This window comes from Oceanobacter sp. 4_MG-2023 (assembly GCF_030689165.1).
Classification (GTDB): domain Bacteria; phylum Pseudomonadota; class Gammaproteobacteria; order Pseudomonadales; family Oceanobacteraceae; genus Oceanobacter.
Genome location: NZ_JAUYVV010000026.1, coordinates 23,349 through 42,784, shown reverse-complemented (window position 1 = coordinate 42,784; position 19,436 = coordinate 23,349). Strand labels below are relative to the sequence as shown.

General features: G+C 52.5%; 18 protein-coding genes. 6 read left to right on the top strand and 12 right to left on the bottom strand.

What is annotated here, in order from left to right; genetic code table 11:
* Positions 1 to 98: 98 nt before the first annotated feature.
* From Q8W24_RS14835 to Q8W24_RS14800, 8 genes are all read right to left on the bottom strand, one after another.
* Positions 99 to 758 (bottom strand): hypothetical protein, encoded by a 660-nt coding sequence (locus Q8W24_RS14835; protein WP_305475817.1) that lies wholly within the window; start codon positions 756 to 758, stop codon positions 99 to 101.
* Positions 759 to 773: 15 nt separating this feature from the next.
* A complete protein-coding gene (locus Q8W24_RS14830; protein WP_305475816.1) occupies positions 774 to 2,066 on the bottom strand; it encodes an ammonium transporter in 1,293 nt (430 codons plus the stop codon).
* A 1,379-nt stretch (positions 2,067 to 3,445) separates the two neighbouring features.
* Entirely contained in the window at positions 3,446 to 4,054 is a 609-nt protein-coding gene (locus tag Q8W24_RS14825) for a bifunctional 2-polyprenyl-6-hydroxyphenol methylase/3-demethylubiquinol 3-O-methyltransferase UbiG (RefSeq protein ID WP_305452349.1), read from the bottom strand.
* Positions 4,055 to 4,228: 174 nt separating this feature from the next.
* On the bottom strand, positions 4,229 to 5,680 hold the full coding sequence (locus Q8W24_RS14820; protein ID WP_305475814.1) for a DUF1566 domain-containing protein: 1,452 nt from the start codon (positions 5,678 to 5,680) through the stop codon (positions 4,229 to 4,231).
* A 417-nt stretch (positions 5,681 to 6,097) separates the two neighbouring features.
* Complete coding sequence (locus tag Q8W24_RS14815) at positions 6,098 to 6,433, bottom strand: hypothetical protein (RefSeq protein ID WP_305475812.1); 336 nt, start codon at positions 6,431 to 6,433, stop codon at positions 6,098 to 6,100.
* Positions 6,430 to 6,906 carry a hypothetical protein gene (locus Q8W24_RS14810; protein WP_305475810.1) on the bottom strand — a complete coding sequence of 159 codons (477 nt, stop codon included), beginning with the start codon at positions 6,904 to 6,906 and terminating at the stop codon, positions 6,430 to 6,432. Before Q8W24_RS14810 ends, Q8W24_RS14815 begins: the two co-directional genes overlap by 4 nt.
* A 106-nt stretch (positions 6,907 to 7,012) precedes the next feature.
* Positions 7,013 to 7,663 (bottom strand): DUF4145 domain-containing protein, encoded by a 651-nt coding sequence (locus tag Q8W24_RS14805; RefSeq protein WP_305475809.1) that lies wholly within the window; start codon positions 7,661 to 7,663, stop codon positions 7,013 to 7,015.
* Positions 7,664 to 7,738: 75 nt separating this feature from the next.
* On the bottom strand, positions 7,739 to 8,215 hold the full coding sequence (locus tag Q8W24_RS14800) for a hypothetical protein (protein WP_305475808.1): 477 nt from the start codon (positions 8,213 to 8,215) through the stop codon (positions 7,739 to 7,741).
* 143 nt (positions 8,216 to 8,358) lie between these two features.
* Between Q8W24_RS14800 and Q8W24_RS14795 the strand changes: the two genes are divergently transcribed.
* The 3 genes from Q8W24_RS14795 (at position 8,359) to Q8W24_RS14785 (ending at position 11,306) form a co-directional block, all read left to right on the top strand.
* On the top strand, positions 8,359 to 8,700 hold the full coding sequence (locus tag Q8W24_RS14795; protein ID WP_305475806.1) for a hypothetical protein: 342 nt from the start codon (positions 8,359 to 8,361) through the stop codon (positions 8,698 to 8,700).
* A 445-nt stretch (positions 8,701 to 9,145) separates the two neighbouring features.
* Positions 9,146 to 9,907, top strand: a complete 762-nt coding sequence (locus tag Q8W24_RS14790) for an SDR family NAD(P)-dependent oxidoreductase (protein ID WP_305475804.1) — start codon at positions 9,146 to 9,148, stop codon at positions 9,905 to 9,907.
* 25 nt (positions 9,908 to 9,932) lie between these two features.
* Positions 9,933 to 11,306, top strand: coding sequence for an aspartate aminotransferase family protein (locus Q8W24_RS14785; protein WP_305475803.1), 1,374 nt, complete (start codon positions 9,933 to 9,935; stop codon positions 11,304 to 11,306).
* A gap of 58 nt (positions 11,307 to 11,364) precedes the next feature.
* Here the strand turns inward: Q8W24_RS14785 and Q8W24_RS14780 are convergent, their stop codons facing one another.
* Positions 11,365 to 13,872: a DNA polymerase II gene (locus tag Q8W24_RS14780; RefSeq protein ID WP_305475801.1), complete on the bottom strand. Its 2,508-nt coding sequence runs from the start codon at positions 13,870 to 13,872 to the stop codon at positions 11,365 to 11,367.
* 583 nt (positions 13,873 to 14,455) lie between these two features.
* On the opposite strand from Q8W24_RS14780, the gene Q8W24_RS14775 reads away from it, so the two are divergent.
* On the top strand, positions 14,456 to 14,794 hold the full coding sequence (locus Q8W24_RS14775; protein WP_305452361.1) for a Rieske (2Fe-2S) protein: 339 nt from the start codon (positions 14,456 to 14,458) through the stop codon (positions 14,792 to 14,794).
* Between the two features lie 112 nt (positions 14,795 to 14,906).
* On the opposite strand, the gene Q8W24_RS14770 is transcribed toward Q8W24_RS14775, so the two are convergent.
* From Q8W24_RS14770 to Q8W24_RS14760, 3 genes are all read right to left on the bottom strand, one after another.
* Complete coding sequence (locus Q8W24_RS14770) at positions 14,907 to 15,344, bottom strand: hypothetical protein (protein ID WP_305475799.1); 438 nt, start codon at positions 15,342 to 15,344, stop codon at positions 14,907 to 14,909.
* Positions 15,345 to 15,596: 252 nt separating this feature from the next.
* A complete protein-coding gene (locus Q8W24_RS14765; RefSeq protein WP_305475797.1) occupies positions 15,597 to 16,394 on the bottom strand; it encodes a DNA/RNA nuclease SfsA in 798 nt (265 codons plus the stop codon).
* The gene (locus tag Q8W24_RS14760; RefSeq protein WP_370693338.1) at positions 16,391 to 17,593 is read right to left on the bottom strand and encodes a pyridoxal phosphate-dependent aminotransferase; all 1,203 of its coding nucleotides are present in this window, start codon (positions 17,591 to 17,593) and stop codon (positions 16,391 to 16,393) included. The genes Q8W24_RS14765 and Q8W24_RS14760 overlap by 4 nt, the downstream gene beginning before the upstream one ends.
* Before the next feature lie 256 nt (positions 17,594 to 17,849).
* Here Q8W24_RS14760 and dksA point away from each other — a divergent pair, with 256 nt between their 5' ends.
* The gene (gene dksA / locus Q8W24_RS14755) at positions 17,850 to 18,284 is read left to right on the top strand and encodes an RNA polymerase-binding protein DksA (RefSeq protein WP_303434236.1); all 435 of its coding nucleotides are present in this window, start codon (positions 17,850 to 17,852) and stop codon (positions 18,282 to 18,284) included.
* Between the two features lie 104 nt (positions 18,285 to 18,388).
* On the top strand, positions 18,389 to 19,372 hold the full coding sequence (gene gluQRS, locus Q8W24_RS14750; RefSeq protein WP_305475795.1) for a tRNA glutamyl-Q(34) synthetase GluQRS: 984 nt from the start codon (positions 18,389 to 18,391) through the stop codon (positions 19,370 to 19,372).
* The last annotated feature ends 64 nt before the right edge of the window (positions 19,373 to 19,436 follow it).

Below are 19,436 nucleotides of genomic sequence, written 5' to 3'. Positions count from 1 at the left end.
CATTTCGCTGCATTCGTCGCCTTGCCCTGAACAACGGCAACACTCGCGCAGAGCCGTGCAGGATTAAATGGATGTCCTCTGCCGTATAACCTGTGTGCTCAACGTGTGTGATGCTGCAATAGCAGACGGGCGTCCACTCCTTTGAACTTTTTTCTGGCACGTTCAATCGCTTGTGACAGCATGCGATCGGTGGCCACTGGCCCGAGTTGCTCACACATGGCGACATAAACCAGATTCAATAGTGTTTTTAGTTCACCAAAATCGGGCGATAGCAAATTAGTGGACGACTTGCCTAAGGCCAGCATGGAAAACGCATACACCAGGTCTGGTGTCACCCCGCGGTGTTGCGCCTGTTCTTCAGCCTGCATCCGTACCTGCTGCACTTGCGCGGCTGGCACCTGGAGCATTAATTCTTGTACCACCACGCTGAAACAGGGCATCCATTCATGCGTATTGAGCGTAACCGGGTTGTCCAGTATGCCATTACGTTGCCGATAAGCTTCCATTTGCGAGATCGGGTCAGCCTTCAGACCAGATGTTCCTTTCATCAGCAAGCCAATCAGATCACGGTAAAGCTGTGATCGATTGGAGGCGATGGCATGCAAATCCCGACAGTCGTTAAAGAAGCCGTTCAACTCATACTGGGATTTCTGGGCGTAGCCCTCTTCCCAGCGCCACATCACATCCCAGAGTTCGTCGCCATCCAGTACTTCACTCAGTACGGTATACACCACACGACGTTTGGTATCGATATTCATCCATACGCTCCATACTTACTGACGAAAGTACGTCATGTCTTTGTGGAACTCGGGATAGGCCACCTCATAGTGTTCAGACACATCAAGGCCCTGTTGCTCTTCAGCGGTGGTAACCCGTAACCCTATCGTCATCCGGATCAGTCCAAACGTCAGCAGTGACAGCGGGAAAGCCCATACGAACGCAGCCACAATGCCAATCAACTGCACCATCACCTGATGAGTGTTAAACAGATCCCCGGTCACAAACATACCGGCGGCCAACGTCCCCCAGACGCCAGCAAAACCATGCACAGGTACCGCACCCACAACGTCATCCAGTTTCATCCGTTCCATTATCAATGATCCGGCGACGGCGATCATACCCGCAATCAACCCTGTCAGAATGGCCCACTGAGGCTCCATGCTGGCACATCCAGCGGTAATGCCCACCAACCCGGCAATACTGCCATTGACGGTTGCCGTCAGCAAAATGGGAATCCGGAATACGCGGCTGAACAGCAAGGCACCGAGCGCACCGGCACCGGCGGCAAGCTGGGTATTCAGCGCGATCAAACCGATATCCGCCGTCGCAGCCAGAGTGCTGCCGCCATTAAAGCCAAACCAGCCGAGCCAGAGAATAAAACCGCCCAGAGCTACCAGCGACAGGTTATGCCCCGGAATATTGCGGACTTCGCCAGTCTCGCGGGAGAAACGACCAGTACGGGGTCCTAACACAATAATGCCCGCCAGAGCGCACCAGGCACCGACTGAATGCACGACGGTCGAACCGGCAAAATCAATAAAGCCCATATTGGCCAACCAGCCAGCGCCACCGTACAGGCCACCCCAGACCCAGCTGCCAAACACGGGGTAAATAAAGGCCGCAATCACAGCCGACGCCACCAGATAAGCATCGTAGCGGGTACGTTCAGCCATCGAGCCACTACAAATCGTGACGGCGGTTGCGGCAAACATGGTCTGGAACAGCAAAACGGTGTAATCCCAGGGTTCCACATCCGACATCATGAAATGGCTGGAGCCAAAATATCCGGTGACATTATTGCCAAACATCAGACCATACCCGACCAGCCAGAACATCAGGGTTCCCAGACACACATCCATGTAGTTTTTCATCATCACATTGACGGAGTTTTTTGCCCGCGACATGCCGGCTTCGAGTAAGGCGAAGCCTGCTTGCATAAAAAATACCAATGCAGCGGCAGTCACGACCCAAATGGTATCGGCTGCCAGAGTAGAAACGACGGATTCCTCCGCTTGGGCTGGCAACCCGATCAGGCAACCGGTGAATACTACGGCCAATCTGCGCATATCTTATCCTCGTTGTTATATAACGATAAAAAGCAACCTTGTGACAGCCATGGCTATCTCCCCAGACACAGCCATGACCAAGCTCACAAAGTGCTGTGTGACAGATCACCGGATTAATGGGCAATCCATATGCCATCTTGCCCGCGCACCGACAGAGTGCATCTGTTACATGCCAAAGTGGACGGTGGTACTTGTATTCCATAAAAATGGTTTCAGTCATCATTAAATACGCCGCTAATGTGCTTATAAGGTGCACCATCGACTATTGATAAGAAAATCAGTGACAGATTTGGAAAAGCGGAAATCAGACTGGTGCAACCGGTACCAACCGTACCCGGCATCACCACAGAAGCGTGCACCGGGACAGCACATGGGCTGCAAATCGACGTCAAAAATTAACCGCCACAATTGATCTGTCTCAATCGTAGCAGCCAATTAAAATGCCAATTCTGGACAATCAGCATGCCAGGGCACCCACACTTGGCCCGTTGCGTATAAAAACAGCAGTGTTCTTTTCCTGGTCACCCACTGTTGGGGTCTAACGTAAAAAATTCATCGGACAACATGATATAGGGACTACCCAACTCTCCATCTCCAATACGTATTAAATTACTCGCCAAATATATATTCCTATTTTGTAATGTACACCACACCATATTAGGAATGCCTACTGTTTCAAAATCGGAGTTCGTCAAACCATATATTTCCGAACTTCCGACATTACCTGCGCCAAACCTTCCAAAAAAAGGCGATAATCCGAGGGGATTTTAATATCATATTTTTCCAATCACCGAAGAAATATGAAATATCCATAACATCATTATTCTGAAGAATAGAAATCGATTCGTTAATAGCCGCATTATTAATAACCCTACCTGAAAATAGCCATCAAAATAATTAGCCCAGCTCATTCAATATGCTATTTTCCAATCGTCAAACTCTGTTCTGCCAAGACCTGATGGTATCGGATTCGGATTTATAGGAAAGGTTGAATAATAATCAAAATGCATGGCTCCAGTCACTTCAGCGATAGCACGCCCGGCCTTTGAATTAGATGATGTAGATTAATGGACTCACCATCTGGACCAATCAAATCATCTCTTTGAAAGACTCGATTGCCTTGGCTTTTGCTTCAGCCCCAGATCTTTACCACCAGTTCTAGTTGCACTCGCAATTATGTCGTCCCACGCTTTACCTTGCCCTCTGAGATAATCAAAGGAAGGACCAGGTTTGTGTCCGGGTTGCCCTCTGCTCTACTGCCCTGCGACCACCTGACTGGCGTAAAAACGCCGTCACGCCGGGCTTGCTCCGAGGTGACGGCGTTTCCTGTTTCTGAACTGCCGGTTACTGATTTACTGGAGTACCCGGCCAGCCCTTGTTTAATCCTTGGCGGTTTTGCAGGCGACGATCTGCACCACGGCGCTGTCGCCCCGATGGTATTTGCCTTCAACCATATGGCGTTCCACTTCTGCCGCGACTGCAAAATCCAGCCCCTGAAGTTCCGCTTCCAGCGCCTCCAGCGACATAAACATATCTTTTTGTGACGGTGGTGGCCCGCCTGCGCCTTCCATCTCCAGATGCCGTTCGGTATAGGCTTCCAGAATAAACACGCCCCCGGGTTTCAGGGCCGGTTGCACATTGCCGTGCAGCTGTTTACGTAATGCCGACGGCACATGGGCTGCAATCGAGACAATGCCATCCCACGCCTCGGTGCCGAGGTCGAAATCCGCCAGATTGGCGACGACCGTCGAGATAACCACGCCGTTATCCGCGGCCAGTTGCTGTGCCTTGTTGAGGCCAACCGACGACTGGTCGACCGCGGTAACAACATAACCCTGTTTGGCCAAAAAAACAGCATTCCGTCCTTCGCCTTCTGCCAGGCACAAGACCTTGCCGCCCGCCAGTATTTGGCCGTACTGGGCTTGCAAAAAATCATTGGCTACCGTGCCGTAGGCAAAACCTTCTTCGTTATAACGTTGATCCCACATGGGTGATGCTCCTGTTGTCGTCTGCATTCTGTGCCGGTCAAACCGGGTATTCAGCGGTTGGATAACTATTGAATACTGCCGGTTTGAACCTTGGCTTCAGTATACCCATGCAGGCCACTCACTGCTGTTAAACCGTGCTGCCGGGCTTGACTATCAGTCGTTAGCTGACTGCCATCACCGCTGTGGCGGCCGACCCGGCACTCCCAAAGCGTTGATCAATTCATCGGTTGTAACCCCCAGCGCAATTGCCGCCGCCGCAAAATCCGGTGGCCCCTGATTCGGTTTCCCCAATGCCTTGATCAACGCGGTTTCGCTGATATTCAGCGTCGCCGCCGCTGCTGCAACATCCGGTCGCTGGCCAGGGCCACCGGGGCCGCCGCCGTCTGGGCGATGACCGATGCCGCCGGTGTCGCCATCGGCAAATGAGACCACCCGATTGGCTTTGACCGTGGCAGGATCACCTGCCGGCGTGTTGCTCACGTCGCCACCCCGCACCAGACGCACATAGTTGTAATACCTTTCACCATCCGGGCCATCGGCTCCCCCTTCGGCCTTGGTATCAAAGCGGACAGCACCGGCACCGTGCATATCATGGCCCTCATGATCCACCGCGTAACCAAAGGCAACATACCAGGCAAACCAGTAACCGTGGGCATCGTGGGGGTCGATATAAGGGTTGGTGGTGCTGCTCCAGAAGAAGGGATAATCGACGTTGTCCGCTTCATTGGTAATGGTAGAGATATTAAATACGCTGCGATCTATGGCCGGGAAAACCCCGGAATAATCCACCAGACTTTGCAGCTCTTTGATATTCGGCAAGCGCCAGTCATCGTAACCAGCGTCGGTGGCGTTTTCGGCGTAGGCCAATGCTTCTTGCCAGTTCAGGCTTTTGCCGCTGTCGTTTTTACTCCACATCAAACCGGTGGCGTGATCGCTGATGGTGTTATCGCCGTTATCCTGAAAATCGTTAATGCCGTATGGACTGCCACTCACACAACGTACAAATCGCCGACCATTCAGCGCCTTGATATGGCCAGTCCAGTCATTCACAACAAAGGCAACGTCACGCTGGGCCAGCTCGGTATCAACCTGATAATAATTGCTCGACCAGGAGTGCTGTTGCGCACCTTCCTTGCCATTCCCGACCAGATAAAAGTAGTCGGTATCCAGCCAGGGCCAACCGGCAGAAAAGTCCCGGATAGACCAGAGTTCCTTGATATTCGGCAAACGCCAGTCGTCGATACCGCCAAGCTCCAGCGCCGCGCAATAACCGGCGGCATCGGACCAGACCATGGATGCTGCAGATAATGACTGCGTCCACACCAGCCCTGTTACCTGATCGGTGACGGTGCTGTTGCCATTGTCCTGATAGCTGGGCACATTGCCGGTGTATTGGGCATCCTGACCATAAAAAGCCGCCCCGGGCGCTGGGCATTCGATCTCGACACTGTTGTTGTAACAGGTGCCCTGGGCGGTATCGACAATGGCAAAAGCCCGACTCTGGGAATTGGCGGCAGCCTCCGAGCGCCCGCTGGTACCCTCGTGTTTGGTGGCACAGCCAGCCAATGATCCCGCCAGACTCAGCAGTACCGCACTGGTGATGATGTAATGTTGCGATATTTCCATAATTAGCTCTGCCATGTCCTGTAAATTCAGAAAACCGACTGTATGATATAAAACCGATCCACAGAAATATCGAAGACTATGTAAAGTAACGTCGATTAACGCTGATTTTAATCAGGGTTTTGCCATTATTATTTTCAACCTGAGAAGCGGCAATACAGCAGGGCAATACATCAGGATAATAAATCAGGGCACTCCAAGGTTAAAAGCAGTAGGAAACAGGTAAATAAACGCATACGAAAAATCCACTATTCCTATGAGGAAAATAGAAAACACTCAAGATTTATACCTGTCTCCAGAGGATCAACCTAACAACTTTCATTGCCAAAATTACTAATGCAATAACACCTAATGGGGGTTTCGAAGCTTCTTGTAATATCTCTAACAAGCTTATATTTTCCACACCCATTTATATAACTTCTACATGGCTACCTGGAGAGCTTTAATCGCTGTATTAAGCGCGGTATTTAAAATATTAATCGCAGCATTGATAGCCTGTTGAGCAGTAGCCCGTACTTGGATTTCCAATGCAAGTGAGGCGTTTTTCAGTACATCCTTTTCATTTTCGAGGGCTGCATCGAACTCTGCCTCAGTTGCTGTTGGGTCAAGTTTAATGGCAGAAATTAGCTTTAGCCGGTCTTTTTCATCCTCCAGAATTTGCTTCATTTGGTTTCGAATTTGCTCTGTGTCTTCCAGCAACTCTGTTTGCGCGGCATCTACCATCGACTCAAACGTGGCCTCAAAATTAAAACTCATTTTACATCCCCTGCATTAGTCGTGTTGTTCGAAATATTCTTAACTTCTTCGCCAGTTACTATATACCTAATTGCGTCTGCCAACTGTACTCGATAGGCCTTTGCTGATGTATTAGAGATACTTCCCTGAGACTTAATGAGATTAGCAGTCCTACTCCAGACAACGATCACGTTCTCTACCTGTGCTGTTGTTTGTTTGTTTTCATTCCGAGCCTCGTTTTTTAGCAACAAACTGTTCATATCAACTTCAATGCCAATCACTTCCTTTTTGATAGCAGCGTACTTACGGTCTTCACCTTCGGCCTCAAGATAGTTAGCCCAGAATAGATCCACTCGTTTAGCTAAAGCAAAGGTGTCCGCCAACACCTCTTTGTCATAATCAGCAACCAGTGTGACTTGGGTGCAGCTTGATAGCACAAACAATACAAACATAAGTATTGTGTATACTGTCGTTTGTTTGAGATGGTATAGCATAGTTACTATTTTCCTTTTTAGTAGGCTGGTATAGGGCATCTTTTATTGTGTAAATAAGGTGCCCGTTAAAACGGAGGATAATCAAACGGTCGGCTGCATTGACTTGTTATGCCTTTCCATCTCGTTTTTCAACAGCCTGCTTTGCTCCCTCAGGTAAAGCATCAAATAAACTGGCCACTTGCTTTGGTTGAGTTATTTGGTTATCAACAATCAAATTGATCAATCTAAAAAGTGCTACGACTGTATTAGGCTGGTCTTCAACTGATATTTCGCCTGGATGGACAGCATTGTTCCCAACAACACGTACAATATCTAAGGCTTGCTGTATTCTTTGGGGTAATCCACTAGCGACAAGAATGGCAATGTCGTCATTAATATTTTTTCCTTTACCTCCTAACTCACTACATAATTTTTGAATGCAAAGTCTAAGCAATGCTGCTGAGCCTCTTGGAGATTTATTGGAAATATCACGAGCTTCCATATAATCACAACGACATACATCAGGAAGATCTTCGTTAGGCAGCGGCGCAGTATGAACATCTGGATCGATCATGTTGCCAGCTAAAGTATCTCCACCTTCCAAATAATGTGCACGCCAAACGGACATCTTACTGCATCTATGACATTCCGCACGCTTTAACGGAAGCGATTCATTATGTGTCCGAATCCAGTCCCATCTCATTGCTGAGAATGCGCCACAATAAGGACATGTGAATGCATCCTTATCTATTTCTGGTGCTTCGTAATGTTGTTCCATACTCATCCTTTATCAGGCATAACGCCTCAATGCAGCCGACGTGTTAGCGGTCGGCTGCATTGATTTTTTAAGCGATTATTCTATTTTACTAATATCATCCAGGCTAAACTCTGGATGATATTGACAGACAAAAGCCAGTATAACTGCTCTAGCCTTTTCTATGACCTGAAACGCTGGCTCAGAATTTTCAAATTTGCCAGAATGTACAATGCCATTTCGAATCTTGTTTATTTCAATAATATCGCTAGAAAGCTGCCCAAAGGTTTTAGCGTAATCCTTCCCTTTAACAGCAGGCAATATCAGTTTTTGAAACTTCCCTTGTATCCCATTTGCCCATACCATTAAGTGGCTTACAAATTCTTCGTCAATACCTTTAATATTTTCTAGTTCTTCACGAACTACCAAATTCGACGCAATTTCAGCTGCGGTAGCAGCCCTTACAACAGAACCAGACCATTCCCTACGTGAGTACAGCCCGGAAAGCTTTTTCCAATTCGATTGTATTTTTTCAATATCCGTTCGATCTTCGTATTTTTTACTCGTATATGACATTGGAGCTCCATATCGCATAACAGCTTATTCATACGCATGCGCGTTTTTCTGGTGGCACGATTTATTGCGAGAAGAAGGCTGGCATTTGAATTGACTGATGATTTCCGTTTTCACTGAACTCTCCTCCCTGGAAAAGCACGCATGTGCATTTTTCTGTTTTAACGGGCGTATTATTTCTACACCAAAAGCGCAAAACCATTGATCTTTATGGGGTTACGCTAACAGCAACCGAAAAAATGCGCAACCTCTCTGGAAATACGAGCATGGATTTTCTATTCGACCTTATTATACTGTTTATAAATACAGATGTTTCAGAAAAAGTAGAACCATGGGTAAACGTCCGTTTTGAGCCAGATCTCTCGTTTCATCAGGCTGACTGGATACAGCCTTCGAGCAGAAAAAACAGACCTCTGCTGATCATGGCCGGCATGGTCGTCTCTGCAAACCCTGCGACGCCAGCATTTTACGGCGGATCATGTCCATGATCAGGTACAGATACCAGTAGCGGCCCGAGACCGTGCTCGCACACATGGGATTATCGCGTATGTTCATACCCAAGTGCTCACCAGAACCTGACACGCCTGCGGGCACGCGGTTTGACTTCTGGCTCTACATTCGTAATCAAGCTGGATCTACAGCTACCAGCGGATTCCCCTATACCTTAGTCATCTTAATCAGTATGTTGAAAAACCGTTGTGGTGCAGCCAGACATGGCCGGTATGTTTATCAGGATGCAATGTCTAGCCATTGCCCTGAGGCTAAAAACTGTTTCATGCAGTTACACCCCGACCGTTTATTTAACAATAGCAACGCTATCTTGTTGCTATTGAATCAGCCGACAGGGATCGGTCTGTCAATAACAGCCATACCGATATTATTTTCAGTGTATGGGTTAAAACATTGTTTACATGTGTTTAAAGGGTCTGTCTTATGAATAAAACCGCCGTTATTACTGGTGCTACCTCCGGGTTTGGTCTGGCAACAGCCCGTGAATTTGCCGCTGCGGGCTGGAATCTGGTACTCACCGGACGCCGCCAGCAACGACTCGACGAGATAGGCAAAGAGCTGGCGGATAAAACCCAGGTTGCCACACTGGTCATGGATGTCTGTGACTCTGTTGCTGTGCTCAAGGCATTTGATGAACTCGCGGCCCCTTTCGACAAGATTGACCTGCTGATCAATAACGCCGGTCTGGCGCTGGGTACCCAGGGCGCACAGGAGTGTGATCTGGCGGATTGGCATACCATGATCGATACCAATATCAAGGGGCTGACAACGGTAACTCATGCGTTATTGCCACGGCTGATCGAATCCGGCGAAGGCAGCAGCATCATTAATATTGGTTCCATTGCGGGTAGCTGGCCTTATCCGGGCGGCAATGTTTATTGCGGCACCAAGGCGTTTGTTGAGCAGTTTTCGCTGGCCTTGCGTTGTGATCTGGCTGGTACTGGCGTGCGGGTCAGTTGCCTGGCTCCCGGGCTGTCTGAAAGTGAGTTCACTCTGGTCAGAACCGGTGGCGACCAACAGGCTTACGATAATCTGTATAACGGTGCCCATGCTATCCAGCCAGACGATATTGCGTCGACTCTGCTGTGGCTGGCCAACCAGCCGAGCCACCTGAATATCAATACGCTTGAGATTATGCCGGTAAGACAGAGCTGGTCTCCTTTTGCCATCAAACGCGATATCTGACACCGGAATCCAACGGAGATACGTTATGCCACCACTCGATCAATACACCGACGAAGAGATCAAACACTTCGATCAATCTTACGTCTGGCATCATATAACCCCCGGAGCCGCGGCCGCGAAAGGGCTGCCTGTGTTCGTCAAGGGCGATGGTCTGGATTTGTGGGATATCGATGGCAATCACTATCTGGATGCCTCTGCCGGTGGTGTCTGGGTCACGAATGTGGGTTATGGCCGGCGGGAAATTGTGGATGCGATCAGCGCCCAGTTGCTAGAGCTGAATTTCTTTGCCGGTGGTATGGGCAGCAAACCGGCGGCCAGCTTTGCCCATCGCCTGCTGGAAAAGATGCCGGGGATGAACCGGGTGTACTATTCCAGCTCCGGTTCCGAGGCCAACGAAAAAGCCTTCAAGATGGTGCGCCAGATTTCCCACAAATATTATGACGGCAAAAAGAACAAGATTCTTTACCGCGATCGGGATTACCACGGCACCACCATCGCCGCCTTGAGTGCGGCCGGGCAATCCCAGCGCCGGGAACAGTTCGGCCCGTTTGTGCCGGATTTTGTTGAGTTTCCGCACTGCTTTGAATATCGCAACCAGTTTGACGATGCCACCGACTACGGCCAAAAAGCCGCCCAGTTGCTGGAAGATGTTATTCTGCGCGAAGGGCCGGAAACGGTTGGCGCGGTGATTATTGAGCCGATTACCGCCGGGGGCGGCATTATCACGCCACCAGAAGGGTATTTGCAGGCGGTCGACAGAATCTGCAAAAAGCACCATGTGCTGCTGATTATCGACGAAGTGGTGTGTGGCCTTGGTCGTACCGGCCAGTGGTTTGGGTATCAGCATTATGATGTGCAGCCAGATATCGTCACCACGGCCAAAGGGGTGGCGTCCGGGTATGCCGCGATCTCTTGTACCGTTACTACCGAAACGGTGTATCAGGCGCTGCAGGAAGAGAATGCCGCCGATACGATGGGCTACTTCCGTGATATTTCCACTTATGGTGGCTGTCTGGCTGGCCCGGCTGCGGCCCTCGCCAATATGGATATTATCGAGCGCGAAGGCCTGATCGAAAACTGTCAGGTGATGGGTGACCGGTTGATGGCGGGCTTGCAGGCATTAAAAGCCAAATACCCGTTGATTGGTGATGTTCGCGGTAAAGGGCTGTTGTGTGGGCTGGAGCTGGTCGCCGATCCGCACAGCAAAGAACCGGTGGATGAGTCCGTAACCATGCAGTTGGTGGGAGCCTGTAAAAACGCAGGCTTGTTGGTCGGCCGTACCAACCGCTGTTTTGATACGTTTAATAACGTGATTAATATGAGCCCGGCTTTGTGTGTCACCGACGCTCAGATTGACCAGATCCTAGCGATACTGGATCAGGGACTCTCCACCATGTGATCACACCGCCGTGCCTGTCGGTAATTACCGCTATGCACGGCGTCTTGCCCGTTACCTGTCACAAAAACAAGGACCCTTGCATCCCCAGCAGGTCATCCACGTCATCGCCAGTAAACTGAAAAATCGCAGCGGCAATGGGCCGTAGTTGCTTGTCGATATAGTGCTGATAATCCGGTGCGGCAGTTGGGTAGCTTATGCCGTCGTGCTGGTCGTTCTCTGATATGTCATCCAGCGGCTCCGGGCCTTTGGCGGTGATGCGGTAACGTATCCAGCCACGCCCTTGCTGGTATCTCGGCATCAGGCCGTTCTGTTGTCGCCACTGATCCAGTTTCATTGCTGCCCGGGCATGGGGCGGTATCTGCCGCTGGTACATGGCCAACGGTTGTCGCAAACGTTTACGGTAACTCAGCAGATGGTCCGAGTGCCCCGCCAGCAGGTCATCCAGCTGTTGCCGCACCCAATGCGAATACGGCTGCTGCAGAAAGATTTTCCGGTACAGCTGTTGCTGGAACTGCCGCGCCAGCGGTGTCCAGTCGGAGCGCACCGCTTCCAGCCCTTTGAAAACCATGTGTGGCAGGCCATCGGCATCGTGGATCAGCCCGGCATAACGTTTTTTGCTGCCCGTGTCTGCCCCGCGGATCGAGGGCATAAAAAAGCGCTGATAATGGGTTTCGTATTCCATTTCCAGATAACTCTGGATGCCAAACCGTTGTTGCAGGTTATCTGCCCACCAGCGATTCAGGTCACTGGCCAGCTGCTGGCCAATCCGGTCGGCGGCGGCATCGGAGACCGCCGTACGCAAGCAGACAAATACCGAGTCGGTATCGCCATAAATCACTTCGTAGCCTTGTGCCGCAATCCAGTCGGAGCTGGCCTGGATAATTTCATGGCTGCGTTTGGTAATCGAAGCCGACAGCCGGGTGTCGTGAAACCGGCAGCCTTCCGATCCCAGAACACCGTAACAAGACGCCATAATGATTTTGATCGCCTGAGACAGCGGCTTGTTGCCTTCTTGCTTGGCGTGTTCCCGGTGTTCGCCCAACCCTCGGATCAGTTCGGGCAAAATATGCTGTTGTTGATGAAAACGCCCACCAAAAAAGCCCGGCACCCAATGGTCATTGGGTAACGCCTGTGTGGCGTCGGTGGCCAGCCCTTCGATCAAGCCCATCGGGTCGATCTTGAAGGTACGGATAATCGATGGGTACAGGCTTTTGAAATCCAGCACCAGTACGTGCTCGAACAGGCCCGGGGTTGAATCCATCACATAACCACCGGGGCTTTTTTCGGCCTGATAACCTTCGCCAATATTGGGGGCGATATAACCGGCGCGGTGCAGGCGCGGCAGGTAAAGGTTCTCGAAGGCCGCCACCGAACCGCCCATCCGATCCAGTGCCAGCCCGGTCATCAGGCTGCGTTCGATCGCAAAATCCAGCAGTTTGACCTTTTCGAAGATACGCCAGACCAGATCACAATCCTGCAGGTTATAGGCGCTGAAGGCGGCCAGGTCGGTTTGGTAAAGCTGCTGAATATCGTCACCGCGCTGGCTGCCGGTCAGCAGCTTGGAGTCACCTAACAGCTGTTCAGACACCGCATTCAGCGAGAAACTTTCAAACTGGTAGCTGGCTGCCCGGAGCAGTTCGATCCCATCCAGTGCCAGCCGCCCGTCCATATTCACGATAATCCGGTCGGGGGTATTCCGTTGTTGCCGAACCCGCAGGATGCTGCCGTCCCGGCCCCAACTCATGGGGATGGTATGTTCGTGGTATTTTTGCTGCAGCACATCCAGATCGAACTGGATCAGGTTCCAGCCCAGTATCACATCCGGGTCGCTGGCAGCTATCCGGTTGTTGAGGGCGTGTAATACCGATGCTTCGTCCGCTAGCCGGACCAGCTCAGATGGATCTGTTGCCGCTGCTGGTGCGGCACCATGTTGCTCCACCAGCAGCACACACCGGTGCGTTGGTGTCACCAGCCCCACCGAATAGAGTTTCAGCGCTTCTCCCTGCCGTGGAATATTGGTCTCGATATCCAGCGACAGCCAGCGCAAAGTCGGGCGGTAGCTGCCCGGGGTTAAATGGCCACCGCTCAGCCATTGATAGGCAGGGCCTGCGGCCTCTGTGTCTGTGTCGGTGTCGGCAACCGCGGGTAACGCAGATGCCAGCCCGCCCTCTTCGTAATGGATCACCGCGGCACCGTAAATAAAACGCTCCATCAAGTAGCGGTCGGTAATACGCACATCCACTTCGCGACAGGGAATGCCCTGGTTCTGTAGCAAGTTGCGCCAGCGATAGCAGTAGCTGGCGGGCATATAACACGCCGTGACCGCTTGCTGTGTAAAGGTGGTGAGTTCAACCGCTCGACAACGCACAGGCCAACCGAGGGTGTGGGCCATGCGTTCAGCGTCTGCCTGATGGCGACGTTCGATAAAACACACCGCTGGCTGGCGTAGTTGCTGGCGTAACGGGCCATTCGGGGTGTGCCACCAGAATACCAGCTCAGAATCCTGGGCTGGGGCGCTATCCGACCAGCTGGAAGTCAGTAGAAAGGCATCAAGCGAACGGCTCATGAAGGATCATCGGTGCAGGTGGGTGTCCAGTTTAATCAACCTGGTTTTGGCTGACTACAACCGATCGGTAACCGACCCGCCCCCGGTTCACAGCCAATTCCCAACTGAGAGGGCTATCAGCCGCGGCAAGCGTTCATACCTCCAAGAGAAGGTCATTAGAGAAGATCATAGGGAAGGTCATAATGCGCCACTCCCGGCATCCGCCCAAAATAAATGAGAATTATTATTGACACCGATAATGAGAATGACTATTGTTTACTTATCGGCGCTAGAGATAGCAACGGTGTTCACATCACAGCTCAGGTTGTGCGGTGATCTCTCTCATCAAGCTAATCACGGTTGCTTTGCCCCTCTATTTGAGGGGCGTTTTTTTGCCTGCTGTTTATTGCTTCTGATTCCTGCTACTGGCACTTGTGCTTGTTCCCTGTTATCCCGGTCACTCTCGCTATTCCGCACTTGCGCATAACTGGTCATGCTGGCCCTTGGGTATTACCATTCGTGGCTCTGCGTGAGCGGTAGGCGGGCTATTGTCCAGCGGCAGCTGCCGTTCCCTTGCGTCACACCATGTTAACCCGGGGTAATAATGACGATAAATACATGGCGCAGCGTATGTGCCACAGACGCTATTGCCGAGGGTTGCAGTCGAGGTTTTGAGCTGGATGATACGGCGTTACTGGTCGTGCGGCGGGGCGGGCAGTGGTTTGTTTTCCGCAATCAGTGCCCACATCTGGGGATTCGGCTGGAATGGGTTCCAGATCAATTTCTGGATATCGATGGCCATTTTATCCAGTGCAGCACCCACGGGGCCTTGTTTCAGGTTGAGGATGGCCGGTGTATCGCTGGCCCCTGTAGCGGCCAGTATCTAACGGATGTTGCATCGACAATCCGGGACGGCCAGCTGTTGGTACAACTGGATGGATAAATATACCGCCAGCCTGATACCTCGTTTTAACCATCATCTGAACAACCGCTGACGCTGCCGGTTGGCAGCGCCAGCCATCTTGCGGAGCAGACAACAACTCCGTCAGCGGCTTTTAGTTAAACGCATTTTTGAGTGCGCTTTTGCCGGATTCATAACTTTCTTCGGCTACTTCTTTACCTTCGTCATAACTTTCTTTGGCAACATCCTTGCCGTTGTCATAACTTTCTTTAACCACTTCTGTGATTGTTTCCTTGCCAGCTTCATAACCTTCCTTGAGGGTTTCCTTGCTGGATTCGTAGCTGTCCTGGGCCATCTCCTTGCCTGCTTCCATTCCTTCTGCCGCCATGCTTTCGCCTTCGTCGGAGCTGTCTGCGACGGCTTCGCTGCCGTCATCGACCTGACTGGCAACGTCTTCTTCGCCACTATCAAACATCGCCTTGCCTTTGCTCACCAGGCTGTCCCACCAGGACGGCTCGTCATCGGCATAAACAGGTGCCGCCAATACGACAGCCAGGCTGGCAACAGAAATCAATCGGGTGGTTACATTCATACAAGTACTCCGGAGTCGTTAATATGTATCCATGGATGCGCCAATACGCTCGTTGCGACTGGCCCGCGGATCGCGAGCAACAGCATAGTCGGAAAAGAGCAATAATTAACGGGGCAAATGTCTTCTTGCTGTTCTTTACATAAACGGCACCAGGCTGGTGTCGCGCAAAATACAGTGATTGGCTGTCGTTTACGGCGCTGTTTTTTGCCGCCGCCCGGCTACTGCGGCGACCCTAATCTGGCTGGAAGCGGCTTATTCCGTCCCCGGAGCCACAACAGCAGACACAACCGCTATTTCCTGATTGGCTAACAGCTGTAAGCTGGATTGCTCAACATCAAACTGCACTGGCAAGGCCAGCACTTCAACGCCACTGTGGATCACCTCGGCCAATGCCGTGGCGTAGTCCGGGTCGATATCCGCCGCTGCGGCAACCCGGGTTATTCCCTCCAGCGCCACACAGAATAACAACAGGCTGCGATGGCCTTGTTGTTGTAGCTGCTGCAGGCGGCGCAAGTGCTTCAAGCCACGCTCGGTGCGGGCATCCGGGAAACAGCCCATGCCGTGGCCCCGATCTTCACGCAGCAGCGTCAGGCTTTTGACTTCGATATACAAATCCGGCAGCCCTTCCCCTTGCAGCAAAAAATCCAGCCGTCCATCCGTCACTTTGGGTTCTCGTTGTACCCGGGTGTAACCCTGGAAGCGCTCAGATACCGTCAGGCTGTCTGGTGAGCTGGCCGGAGCCGTGCCTGGCTCCGCCGTCAATTGGGCCTGCAGAAATTCAGCCACCAGCTGATTGGCTCTGGCGGTATTGATGCAGGCTTTATACAACCCTGCCACTTCAGTCCATTCCCAGCTGTAGCGCAGTTTGCGCCTGGGATTGGCGCTGTCCCATAACCAGACCCGGCAACCGGGATCGGCACAGCCGGTCATGGCACCAGTATTGGCGCAGTGGGCGGTGATTATATCGCCGTTATCCAGCTCGATATCCGCCAGAAAGCGCTTGTAGCGTTTGATCAAACGGCCGGGAATCAGTGCGGAGCTGTACTTCATCCGCGTGGCACCAACCAGTCTGACAGCCGTTCGACCGCCTGTTTCAGTCGCGCCAGATCGGCGGTAAAGGCAAACCGGATATGGGTCTGGGCCTGATATTCACCAAAATCCACCCCGGGTGTCAGGGCAACACCGGTTTCGCGCAAGGCGCGCAAACAAAACGCCAGACTGTCGTCGGTAAAACGGCTGGCATCGGCGTACACGTATAATCCACCATCCGGTGCTACCGGCACCACAAAACCCAGCGCTGGCAAGGCGGTGAGCAGATAGTCTCGGCGTTCAGCCAGAATGTTCCGCCGCTCAGCCAATAGCGCCAGCGTTTCTGGTTCAAAGGCGGCCATGGCAGCGTGTTGGGCCGGGGTTGGCGGTGCCAGAAAGACATTCTGCGCCAGGGTTTCCAGTGTCGGCACCCAGTGCTCCGGCACAACGGCCCAACCCAGTCGCCAGCCGGTCATGCCAAAATATTTGGAAAAGCTGTTAATCACCACGGCGTTATCGGCAACCGCTAACACGGTTTCCGGGCTGCTGCCGTAATTCAGCCCCTGATAAATTTCATCAACCCATAACTCGCCGCCCAGCCGTTCAGTTGTACTGGCCAATCGAGACAATTCCGTCAGATTCAGGACGGTACCCGTCGGATTCGCCGGGCTGGCCACCAGTGCGGCCCTGGTGGCCGGTGTCCAGTGCTGCTCCAGCATCGCCGGGGTCAGCTGATAACGTTGCTCAGGCCCTGCAGCAATCAGCTGGCCACTGGCTTCAAACAGCCGGGCAAAGTGGCGATTACACGGATAGCCGGGGTCAGCCAGCATCAGCTTGTCGCCGCTTTCCAGTCGGGCGGCAGCCAGTAATAACAAGGCACCGGAAGCGCCGGGAGTCAGCACAATGCGGGACGCCGCAACGCGGATACCAAAGCGCTGTTGATACCACTCGGCAAGCTTTTCACGCAGTGCTGGCAGGCCCAGCGCCGGGGTGTAGCCGGTTTTGCCCGCCCGTAACGCGCCAAAGGCGGCATCGATCATGGGCGCTGGCGTTGGAAAGTCCGGTTCCCCGACTTCAAGGTGAATAATGTCGTGACCGGCGGCCTGCAAGGTTTGCGCTTCGGTCAGGATCGCCATCACCTGAAACGGGGATATTGCCTGGCTGCGCCGGGTCATGGCGGGCTCGGTTGGTGTCTGGGATGGTTGGGCGGTGTGTTCCACAAAAGTCTCCTGCATCGAACTCAATAGTGTGACAGAAGCCAGCAATTCGACAAATTGTCGAGCACTAACGCGTCTATTTGCCTGCTGGCGGCTTCGGCCCCATGAAATAGTTGGCGCTCGCGCCGTTATCTGATAGTTTCCCGGCCTTATTATTTTGGCGTCCATGGACATGCCGGATCAGGCCACTGGTCCTTACTGCCATGAGCGCCAAGTGTTCGGTTGATTGAACCCGTTAACCAGGTGAGGCAGCAACACCATGCCGCAAGATAAAAAAGAATTCGCTCTGACAGACTTTACTCCTTACCAGGCGTCCGCGACTGAAGAGTATATGAACGACGCTCAGCTTGAGCATTTCGCAAATATTCTGCGTAAATGGAAACAAGAGCTGATGGAAGAAGTCGATCGCACCAAAGAGCACATGCAAACGGAGCTGAACAATTATGCCGATCCCAATGATCGCGCCAGCCAGGAAGAGGAATTCAGCCTCGAACTGCGGACCCGTGACCGTGAGCGTAAACTCATCAAAAAGATCGATAAAACCATTGAGCTGATCAGCAAAGGTGATTACGGCTACTGTGAAGCCTGTGGTGTAGAAATTGGTATTCGTCGTCTGGAAGCACGTCCAACCGCCGACCTGTGTATCGATTGCAAAACCCTCGCAGAAATCAAAGAAAAACAACTGGGCGTCTGACCCGGTTGTACGCGGCGGGCAGTACTTGCCCGCACGTTTCCTGATGCCAAGTGCTTATGCCCTGCTCTGCTGCTGTTTCCGCATACCATCCGGCAACCAGTCCAGTGACTGATTCCGCCACCTCCCAACACGCCTCTTCTGCGCAACTGGCAACCCCACGCACAACAGCTCATAAAGCGGTTTATATCGGCCGTTTTGCGCCGTCGCCTACTGGCCCCTTACATTTTGGATCGCTGCTGGCGGCATTGGCCAGCTATCTGGATGCGCGCCACGCCGGTGGCCAGTGGCATGTGCGTATTGAAGACCTTGACCCGCCGCGGGAAGATCCGGCCGCCAGCCAGCATATTCTCCGCACGCTGGAAGCCTATGGCCTGACCTGGGATGGCAGCATCTGTTACCAGAGTCAGCGTCATGCGGCTTATTTACACGGCTTGCATCAGCTGGCCGATCTTGGTCTGGCGTTTCCTTGCGGCTGTTCCCGCAAGCAGTTGCAAGGGCGTTTGCATCTGGCAGGCTGCGCCCATCCCCCCAACAAGGAAGCAGGGCAGGATTACGCCTGGCGTTTCCGGGTTGATCCCCAGGCCGCGCCGGTGTGTTTTGACGATCGCCTGCAAGGCCGCTATTGCCTGTCACCCAGCCGTGACATCGGGGATTTTGTAATTCGTCGCCGCGACCAGCTCTGGTCGTACCAATTGGCAGTGGTGCTGGATGACCACGACCTGGGTATCAACCAGATCGTTCGGGGCATTGATCTGATTGACTCGACCCAGCGCCAGCTGTTGATCTATCAGGCGTTCGGTTGGGATGCACCCGGCTACGCCCATATTCCGGTCGCCACCGAACGCAACGGCCAGAAGCTCAGCAAACAGAACCTGGCACTGCCCTTACAACCCGACCACAGCGGCCAGACGCTCTGGCTGGCGCTGGACTGGCTGGGCCAGCAACCACCCGCCACTCTGCAAGGTGCAGGGAATCACACCCTGTTGCAGTGGGCGATCCAACACTGGCAACCCGAACGTTTGCATGGCCGCCACCAGCTGCCTGCTCCGGCGGCGTTTCAACGCCCTGGCAGTAGTGATCCGGCATAAATATCAGCGCTGAAAGGCTTTATGTTACCCTGTCGTCCTTTTTTAGCGTCGCGGTTTTAGCCCG